Here is a 2,377-nt window from a genome sequence, read left to right as displayed (position 1 = left end):
GCGCCCAGCAGCACGTCGTCGACCCCGCCGTGGAAGGCGGCCGGGACGGACGACAGCAGCGGACCCGTGTGCGCCTCCGGCAGCGTCACCGTCAGGCGCCGGGCGGTGGCGGTGGTGTCCTGCGACCGGTCCAGCGGGCGACGGCCGAGCGGGGGCTCGCCGGTGGCCGGCAGCCCTGTCCAGAACGGGAGTTCCGCCAGCAGTGCCGGGTCCTGTGCCCGCTCGGCGAGCAGTCCCGCCCAGCGCCGGAACGACGTGCCCACCGGGTCCAGCCGCACCGGCTCGCCCGCCGTCACCGCCTCCCACGCCTGCCGCAGGTCCGGCAGCAGGACGCGCCACGACACCCCGTCCACCGCGAAGTGGTGCACGGTCAGCAGCAGTCGGCCCGGCGCCTCCGAACCCGCGTCGAACCACACCGCCTGCACCATCACGCCCGACTCCGGCGCCAGCCGCGCCACCGCGGCCCGCGCCTCGGCCACCACGTCGGCGTCGGCCAGGGACACCCGGCGCACACACCGGACGGCGTCCACCGAGCCCCGCTCGGCCACCTCCGGCGTCCCGTCCGCGTCCGCGGGAACCCTCAGCCGCAGCGCGTCGTGGTGGTCGAGCAGCGCCTGCACCGCCGCCGTGAGCCGCTCCTCCCCCAGCCCGGCCGGCACCCGCAGGAACACCGACTGCTGGAAGCCCTCGACGGTGCCCCGCCACTCCCGCAGCCAGCGCATCACCGGGGTCGGCTCCACCGGACCCGTGCCGTCGTCCTCCGCCCGGGTGGCGGGGCCGTCGGCGTCGCGGCACACGTGGGCCAGTGCGGCGGGATTCTGCTGCTCGAAGACGTCGCGCGGGGTGAGGACGAGACCGGCCCGCCGCGCCCGGCTGACCAGCTGGATCGACATGATGCTGTCCCCGCCCAGCGCGAAGAACCCGTCGTCTACGCCGACCCGCTCGACGCCCAGCACCTCCGCGAACAGGGTGCAGAGCAGCGCCTCCCGCTCCGTGCGGGGCTCCCTGCCCCTGCCCGCCTCCTCCGGGTGCGGCACCGGCAGGGCGGCGCGGTCCAGCTTTCCGTGCCGGGTCAGGGGGAGCTCGTCCAGGACGAGCAGGGTGCCCGGGATCGCGTACTCCGGGAGCCGTTCGGCGGCCAGGGCCCTCAGACGTCCGGTGTCGAGGACGCGGCCCGGTTCGGGCACGACGTAGCCGGTGAGGTGTTTGGCCCCGGAGGGCATCCGGTGCACCAGGACGACGGCGTCCGCCACACCGTCCTGTTCGCCGAGGACCGCCTCGGTCTCGCCGGGTTCGATCCGGAAGCCGCGGATCTTGACCTGGTGGTCGGCCCGGCCGAGGAACTCCAGGACCCCGTCCGGCGTCCAGCGCACCAGGTCGCCCGTGCGGTACATGCGGGTACCGGCCGGACCGAACGGATCGGCGACGAACCGTTCGGCGGTCTGCGCGAACCAGTTCAGGTAGCCGCGTGCCAGCGCGTCACCGGCGACGTACAGTTCGCCCGGCACGCCGGGCGGCACCGGCCGCAGCCGGCCGTCGAGCACGTAGGCACGCATGCCGTCGCGGGCCCGGCCGATCGGCACGGCCGACGGGACCGCGCTCCGGTCCTCCATGGTGTGGGCGGTGGCGTACACGGTGATCTCGGTCGGACCGTACGCGTCGGTGACGACGGTGCCGGGGCAGTGTTCCAGCACCCGGCGCACGGTGGCGGCCGTGACGACGTCGCCGCCGACCATCACCTCGCGGACGCCGGCGAGGCAGCCCGGGTCCTCCTCGGCCACGACGCGGAAGAGTCCGGCCGTCAGCAGCAGCAGGGTCACGCCGTGCTCGCGGACCGCCCGCGCGACGGCCGCCACGTCCGGGTCGCCTGGCGGGGCCACCACGACCTCCCCGCCGTTCAGCAGCGGGGTCCACAGCTCGCAGGTGGAGGGGTCGAAGCCGTACGGCGAGTGCAGCAGCGTGCGGATCGGGCGGTCGGGGGCGAACGCGGTCCCGGTCCTCCAGTGACGGTCGGTGGCCAGGCTCACCACACCGCGGTGGGTGGCCGTCACGCCCTTCGGCTCGCCGGTGGAGCCGGACGTGAACATCACGTAGGCGGCGTTGTCCGGGTGGGGGCGCGCGTCGGGGCGTACGGCTCCCCCGGCCTGCCGCGGGTCCTCGTCGGTCACCGTGACGAAGTGGCCGGCCCGGGGCAGCAGGGCGGGTGCCGTGTCGCGGTGGGAGTCGTCCGTGACGACGACCGACGCCCCGGTCTGCCGCAGCATCGTGTCCAGCCTGGCCGGGGGCAGCTTCCCGTCGAGGGGCACGTAGGCCGCTCCGGTCTTCAGCACGCCGAGGACCGCCGTCACGACCTCCGGCGAGCGCTCCATCAGCAGCG

General features: G+C 75.4%; 1 protein-coding gene. It reads right to left on the bottom strand.

All coding sequences use genetic code 11. The features are described from left to right. On the bottom strand, positions 1-2,377 hold a 2,377-nt coding region (locus AB0A94_RS38620), incomplete at both ends, for an amino acid adenylation domain-containing protein (RefSeq protein ID WP_361751706.1).

This window comes from Streptomyces sp. NPDC044984 (assembly GCF_040646935.1).
Taxonomy (GTDB): domain Bacteria; phylum Actinomycetota; class Actinomycetes; order Streptomycetales; family Streptomycetaceae; genus Streptomyces.
The sequence above is the reverse complement of the archived record's forward strand: the minus strand, read 5'-3'. Positions and strand labels throughout refer to the sequence as shown.